Below are 6889 nucleotides of genomic sequence, written 5' to 3'. Positions count from 1 at the left end.
TTGCGCAGCAGATCGTCGTCCCGGGCTTCCGCAAGGGCAAGGTTCCCCCGCAGGTCATCGACCAGCGGGTCGGCCGTGGACCGGTGCTGGAAGAGGCCATCAACGACGCGCTGCCGAAGCTGTACTCGCAGGCCGTGCAGGACAACAAGGTCAAGGCGATCGGCCGGCCCGAGGTCGACGTGACCGAGTTCAACGACAAGGAGAGCCTGCAGTTCTCCGCCGAGGTCGAGGTGCGCCCCGAGCTCACGCTGCCGGATCTGAACGGCATCGAGGCCAGCGTTGAGGACATCGAGATCAGTGACGACGAGGTGACCGAGCAGATCGAGGCGCTGCGGCAGCGGTTCGGCTCGCTGAACCCGGTCGAGCGCGCGGTTGCCGACAAGGACTTCATCACCATCGACCTGTCCGCCACCAAGGACGGCGAGAAGATCGAGGAGGCGCAGGCGACCGGCCTGTCGTACCAGGTCGGCAGCGGTCAGCTGCTCGACGGCCTGGACGAGGCCGTGATCGGTCTGTCCGCCGACGAGTCCGCCACCTTCACCACCCAGCTGGTCGGTGGCGAGCTCAAGGGCGAGGACGTCCAGGTCGAGGTCAAGGTGACCGCGGTCAAGGAGCAGGAGCTGCCGGAGGTCGACGACGACTTCGCGCAGACCGCGTCGGAGTTCGACACCGCCGAGGAGCTCACCGCCGACGTTCGCACCCGGCTGGAGCGCGGTAAGCGCCTCGAGCAGGCCGGCGACGCCCGCGACGCCGTCCTGGAGAAGATCCTCACCCTGGTCGAGGTGCCGGTGCCCGAGGGCCTGCTGACCGACGAGGTCGCCGCCCGCCGGGAGAACCTGGACCAGCAGCTCAGCTACTCCGGGATGTCCTTCGAGCAGTACCTCGAGGGCGACGAGTCGAGCGAGGACGAGTTCAACGAGGACCTGAAGAAGCGGTCCGAGGACGCCATCAAGGCGCAGTTCGTCCTCGACCTGGTCGCCGAGGAGCAGGAGCTCAGCGTCAACGACCAGGAGCTGACCGAGCACATCGTCCGGCACGCGCAGCGCTCCGGCGTCAGCCCGGACCAGTTCGCGCAGCACGCGGTCGAGAACAACCTGGTGCCGAGCCTGGTCTCCGAGGTCGTTCGCGGCAAGGCGCTCGCGTACCTGGTCGAGAATGCGTTGGTCACCGACGCGTCGGGCAACGAGATCGAGCTGAAGACCCTGCAGCCGGACGGCACCTACGCCGACCCGGAGGCCGCCGCGGCCGAGGCCGCCGTGGACGCTGAGGCTGACGCCGAGGCGCCGGCGGAAGAGCCCGCCAAGGCCTGACAGCCCTGACCCTGACACACCCTGGCGACGGCCCGGATCCGCACGGATCCGGGCCGTCGCTGTCTGTCAGGATCAAGGAATTCGGATGGTCTTGCGGAATTCGCTGAGAGCAGACTGCGTGCGCCGTGAGCGAACACTCGGCAGCCACCCTTAGGTCTGTCGTCGCGGACCAGTAATGTCGGCTTCGTGAACGAGACACTTGCAGCCAGCCCCACCGCCGCGGGCGGCAACGGATCCGGCGGACTCGACGACCACATCTACCAGCGCCTGCTGAGCAACCGGATCATCTTCCTGGGGTCCGAGGTTCGCGACGACAACGCGAACGCGATCTGCGCTCAGATGTTGCTCCTCAACGCCGAGGACCCCAACAAGGACATCTGGCTGTACATCAACTCGCCGGGCGGTTCGGTGGACTCCGGCATGGCGATCTACGACACCATGCAGTGGATCTCCAACGACGTCGCCACGGTCGGGATGGGTCTGGCCGCGTCGATGGGCCAGTTCCTGCTCTGCGCGGGCGCGAAGGACAAGCGGTTCGCCCTTCCGCACGCCCGGATCATGATGCACCAGCCGTCCGGCGGTATGGGCGGTACGGCTTCCGACATCAAGATCCAGGCCGAGCAGTCGCTGCACATCAAGGCGCAGCTGTTCAAGCTGATCGCGGAGCACACCGGCCAGCCGCTCGAGCAGGTCGAGAACGACGCCGACCGCGACCGCTGGTTCACCGCCGACGCGGCCAAGGACTACGGCTTCATCGACCACGTCGTGGCCAGCGCGGCTCAGTTGAGCAGCGGCAGCCCGAACTCCTGATCTCCCACTCAGTTCTAAGGACACGAGCATGAACTACTTCATCCCGCAGTGGGAGGAGCGCACGTCGTACGGCATGCGCCGCGTCGACCCCTACACCAAGCTGTTCGAGGAGCGCATCATCTTCCTCGGTACGCCGATCTCCGACGAGGTCGCGAACGCCGTGATGGCGCAGCTGCTCTGCCTACAGTCGATGGACACCGATCGTGACATCAGCATCTACATCAACTCGCCGGGTGGTTCGTTCACGGCGCTGACCGCGATCTACGACACGATCCGCTACATCAAGCCGGACGTGTCGACCGTCTGCCTCGGCCAGGCCGCCTCGGCCGCCGCCGTGCTGCTCGCCGCCGGTACGCCGGGCAAGCGCTTCGCGCTGCCGAACAGCCGGATCATCATCCACCAGCCGGCCACCGAGGGCACCTACGGGCAGTCCAGCGACATCGAGATCCAGGCCAACGAGATCCTGCGGCTGCGGGCCCTGCTGGAGAAGATGATCGCCGACTCCAGCGGCAAGCCGATCGAAGAGGTTTCCCGCGACATCGAGCGCGACAAGTTCCTGACCGCCCCCCAGGCCGTCGAGTACGGTCTGATCGACGAGGTCTTCGAGTCGCTCAAGGCTCCGGTACCCGCCGGCGTCTGAACCGGAACTCCCCGGCTTCGGCGGTGCTGTCAAGGGGGTCCGGCGTTCGCCACCGGCGTAGTCACAACGCGTCGGTGAGCGCGGCGTTTCGGCCCTCGGCGCGGTACCGTCGAAATCGGGATCCGGGCTCTGCTCGGGCCCGACCGCCCGGTTCGACTGCTCAGAGAAGGGATCTGTCCCGGTGGCACGCATAGGTGACGGCGGCGACCTGCTCAAATGCTCGTTCTGCGGTAAGAGCCAGAAGCAGGTCAAGAAGCTCATCGCCGGTCCCGGCGTCTACATCTGCGACGAGTGCATCGATCTCTGTAACGAGATCATCGAGGAGGAGCTGAACGAGGGCTCCGAGGTCGGTCTGACGGAGCTGCCCAAGCCCCGTGAGATCTACGACTTCCTCAATGCCTACGTCGTCGGACAGGACGTGGCGAAGAAGGCACTCGCGGTGGCGGTCTACAACCACTACAAGCGGGTCCGGGACGGTCAGGGCGCCGCGACCGCGGGCCGGCACGCCAAGGACGAGGCTGTCGAGCTGGCGAAGTCGAACATCCTGCTGATCGGTCCGACCGGGTGTGGCAAGACCTACCTGGCCCAGACCCTCGCCCGGATGCTCAACGTCCCGTTCGCGATCGCCGATGCCACGGCGCTGACCGAGGCCGGCTACGTCGGCGAGGACGTCGAGAACATCCTGCTGAAGCTGATCCAGGCCGCTGACTACGACGTCAAGAAGGCCGAGACCGGGATCATCTACATCGACGAGGTCGACAAGATCGCCCGCAAGAGCGAGAACCCGTCGATCACCCGCGATGTCTCCGGCGAGGGCGTCCAGCAGGCGCTGCTGAAGATCCTGGAAGGGACCACGGCCAGCGTGCCGCCGCAGGGCGGCCGCAAGCACCCGCACCAGGAGTTCATCCAGATCGACACCACCAACGTGCTGTTCATCGTCGGCGGCGCGTTCGCCGGGCTGGACCACATGGTGGAGCAGCGGGTCGGCAAGAAGACGCTCGGCTTCAACGCCAAGCGCGAGACGGAGAAGCCGCGCGAGGTCGGCGGGTACTCCGACGTGATGCCCGAGGACCTGCTGAAGTTCGGCCTGATCCCTGAGTTCATCGGTCGGCTCCCGGTGATCACCACCGTGTCCCCCCTGGACCGCGGCGCGCTGATCAAGATCCTGTCGGAACCGAAGAACGCGCTCGTCAAGCAGTACAGGCGGCTCTTCGAGATCGACAACGTCGAGCTGGAGTTCAGCGACGACGCGATCGAGGCGATCGCGGACCAGGCGCTGCTGCGCGGCACCGGTGCCCGTGGCCTGCGGGCGATCATGGAGGAGGTGCTCCTCAACGTGATGTACGAGGTGCCCAGCCGTGAGGACGTCGCCAAGGTCGTCGTCACCGGCGAGGTCGTGCTGGAGAACGTGAACCCCACGCTGATCCCGCGGGACCAGATCGAGCGCAAGCGCGAGCGGCGCGAGAAGACCGCCTGATCCAACGCACTCCTGACCGGGGCCGGCATCCGCTGAGAGGCGGAACGCCGGCCTCGTTCTCGTGGTGGACGCCTGCGGACCACGTGCTCACCTAGCGTCGATGACGAACCACCGTCGACGTGAGGAGAACCGTGTTCAGCAGAACCGTGTCCAGGAGGACCACGAGACGGGTCTCGGCCGTTCTAGCCGGGGTTGCGCTCGTAGTACCGACGACTGCCGTGGCGGCCCGCCCAGAGGCAGCAGCGGCTGCGGTGCCCAAGATCAGCTGGGGGAGTTGCGGGGCTGATCCGTTGCTGGCCGCCTTCCAGTGCGCTTCCGTCGAGGTGCCGACCGACTACGACCACCCGCGCGGGCCGACCACGACGATCGCGCTGACCCGGCTGCCGGCCACCGATCCCGCGCACCGCATCGGGACGTTGTTCACGAATCCGGGTGGTCCGGGTGGCTCGGGGGTCGAGTTCGTCCAGACGGCCGGGGAGACGGCGTACACGCCTGAGGTGCGGGCGAAGTTCGACATCCTCGGCTTCGATCCCCGCGGCGTCGGACAGTCCGATCCGGCGACCTGCTTCCCGACGGCTGCGCAGGAGAACGCCGTGCTGGCCGGTCTGCCGTCGTTCCCGGTCACCTCGGCCGAGGAGCGTCAGTACACGGTCGCGAACGCCAAGATCGGCACGAGCTGCGTGACGACGTCGCCGGATCGCCTCGCGCACTACTCGACCGCGAACGTTGCCCGGGACATGGATCTGCTGCGGCAGGCGGTGGGTGACGCCAAGCTCAGCTATGTCGGCTACTCGTATGGCACGTATCTCGGTGCGACCTACGCGAAGCTCTTCCCGAACAAGGTCCGCGCGTTCGTTCAGGACGGCACGTTGCTGCCGGAGTGGTATTCCGGCTCGGACGGCGACACCCGGCCGGTCGGCGTACGGCTGCGGCAGGGTGAGGGTGCCTCGGAAACCCTGGCCCAGTTCAATCTTGAGTGCAAGAAGGCGGGTCCGAGTCGGTGTGCGTTGGCCCAACTGGGCGATCCCGCGACCGTGGTGGAGGATCTCTACGAGCGACTGAAGACGAAGCCCGTGGACCTCGTGCTGCCGGACGGAAGCACGCTGAAGGTGACGTACGCGACGGCCGTGCAGGCCACGTTCTTCTCGCTGTACTCGCCTGCCGGCTGGCCGGATCTCGCTGTCACGCTGGCTCAGTTGTCGACCGCCGCCTCGAAGGGGCAGCGGTCGGTGAGCGTTGCCGCTGGCAAGCTTCCGCAGGGTCTCGTGGAGTGGAATCGCCGCAAGGAGGAGTACGCCTCGCTCGGCACCAGCATGCAACCGTGCATCGAATCCCGGCAGACCGGGCGGCCCCTTGCCTATCCCTCGTACGCCGACGCCGCGGATCGGCGGGCCCCGCATTTCGGGCGGTTCCGGGCCTGGGTGGGACAGACCTGCGAGTTCATGCCGATCCGCGACACTGACGCCTTCCTCGGGCCTTGGCAGCTGAAGGTGGATTCACCAGTCCTCGTCTTGGGGACTCGCTATGACCCGGCGACGCCGTACCAGGCAACCCGCCCGTACGCCGAGCTGTACCCCGACGCGCGCGTGGTCACGGTGAACGGGTGGGGTCACACCACGCTCGGCAAGAGCGCCTGCGCCGACGCCACCATCACGGCGTACCTGGTGAACCTCACGGCGCCGGAGGACGGCGCGACCTGCGACCAAGACCGCAAACCGTTCGATCCGTTGCCCCAAGCAAGATCTGGCGCGCCGGCCGAACCGCGGCTCGACGTACCCCCAGGCGTCAGCCGCTGGGGCACCCTCGGCCTCTGACGTGACGACCGGCGGGGTCGGCCTGATCCCGGACCTGCTCGGTCTGTTGTGTGCGGGCGAATCGCCGGGGAGGAGCCTCTTCCCGGCGATTCGCCTTGCTGCATCGCGTGATAGGCCTCGCCCCGGCGGTTCGCCTTACTGCATGGCGTTGAAGGCTTCCTCCGACACCGAGCCGACCTCGTCCGCGCTGACGCCCTCGTTCGCCGACTGGATGATCACAGTCAGGGTGTTCGAGGTGCGGTAGCACTGGGCCGGCAGCTTGTCGGAGGACGCCACGCAGGTCGCCTTGCCGACCGTCTTGATCTGGTCCGGCGTCGCGCCGGAGTCCGTCACCGTCTTGTCGACGTCGACCCTGCCGCGCAGCGCGATCACCACGTACAACCGGTCGCCGCCGAGATCGCCGTACGCCTCGACAGTCACCTGCTTACCGTCGTTGATCCGGCTGAGGTCCTCGCGAGTCTTCTCCAGCTGCAACTGGGTGCGGACCTCGGGGTCGGTGATCCGGTTGAGGTTGGCGAGCTTGGCCGGCGGGTCGATTCCGCGGGCGGTGTTCAGCCGACTCATCGGCCCGAGCCCGCCGAAGTACCCGAACCCGGCAAGCACCAACAGAACCACCACCACGGCCCCCACCGTCACCCACGGATTCCGCCGCAACCCCCTCTTCCCACCCTTCTCCCCCTTCGCAGGAGGACCACCCTTACCTCCCTCAGGCGGCACACCCGCACCACCCTTCCCCGGCCCTTCAGGCGGTACGCCGGCCCCACCACCCGCAGCCGCACCGGTAGGCCCACCGGCAGACCCCGCAGGTCCACCCGAGGAACCCGTAGGTCCACCGGAG

At 67.3% G+C, this 6889-nt stretch carries 6 protein-coding genes; 5 read left to right on the top strand and 1 reads right to left on the bottom strand.

The window, feature by feature from the left end:
• From tig to VFG33_RS24865, 5 genes are all read left to right on the top strand, one after another.
• The coding region (gene tig / locus VFG33_RS24885; protein ID WP_325055363.1) for a trigger factor at positions 1–1310 on the top strand (1310 nt) is incomplete at its 5' end.
• A gap of 186 nt (positions 1311–1496) precedes the next feature.
• Positions 1497–2120 (top strand): ClpP family protease, encoded by a 624-nt coding sequence (locus VFG33_RS24880; RefSeq protein ID WP_325055362.1) that lies wholly within the window; start codon positions 1497–1499, stop codon positions 2118–2120.
• A gap of 28 nt (positions 2121–2148) precedes the next feature.
• Positions 2149–2760 carry an ATP-dependent Clp protease proteolytic subunit gene (locus tag VFG33_RS24875; RefSeq protein WP_325055361.1) on the top strand — a complete coding sequence of 204 codons (612 nt, stop codon included), beginning with the start codon at positions 2149–2151 and terminating at the stop codon, positions 2758–2760.
• Positions 2761–2941: 181 nt separating this feature from the next.
• Positions 2942–4237 (top strand): ATP-dependent Clp protease ATP-binding subunit ClpX, encoded by a 1296-nt coding sequence (gene clpX, locus VFG33_RS24870; RefSeq protein ID WP_325055360.1) that lies wholly within the window; start codon positions 2942–2944, stop codon positions 4235–4237.
• Positions 4238–4368: 131 nt separating this feature from the next.
• Positions 4369–6051 (top strand): alpha/beta hydrolase, encoded by a 1683-nt coding sequence (locus VFG33_RS24865; protein WP_325055359.1) that lies wholly within the window; start codon positions 4369–4371, stop codon positions 6049–6051.
• Positions 6052–6186: 135 nt separating this feature from the next.
• Here the strand turns inward: VFG33_RS24865 and VFG33_RS24860 are convergent, their stop codons facing one another.
• Positions 6187–6687 (bottom strand): hypothetical protein, encoded by a 501-nt coding sequence (locus VFG33_RS24860; RefSeq protein WP_325055358.1) that lies wholly within the window; start codon positions 6685–6687, stop codon positions 6187–6189.
• Positions 6688–6889 lie beyond the last annotated feature (202 nt).

The organism is Kribbella sp. (assembly GCF_035687465.1).
Taxonomy (GTDB): domain Bacteria; phylum Actinomycetota; class Actinomycetes; order Propionibacteriales; family Kribbellaceae; genus Kribbella.
Note: the sequence above shows the minus strand (reverse complement) of the source record. Positions and strands in the feature narration are given on the sequence as shown.

What these genes read in the sequence shown, in the direction of transcription:
- VFG33_RS24875 (WP_325055361.1), top strand. Translation starts at nt 2,149, where the DNA reads ATGAACTACTTCATCCCGCAGTGGGAGGAGCGCACGTCGTACGGCATG.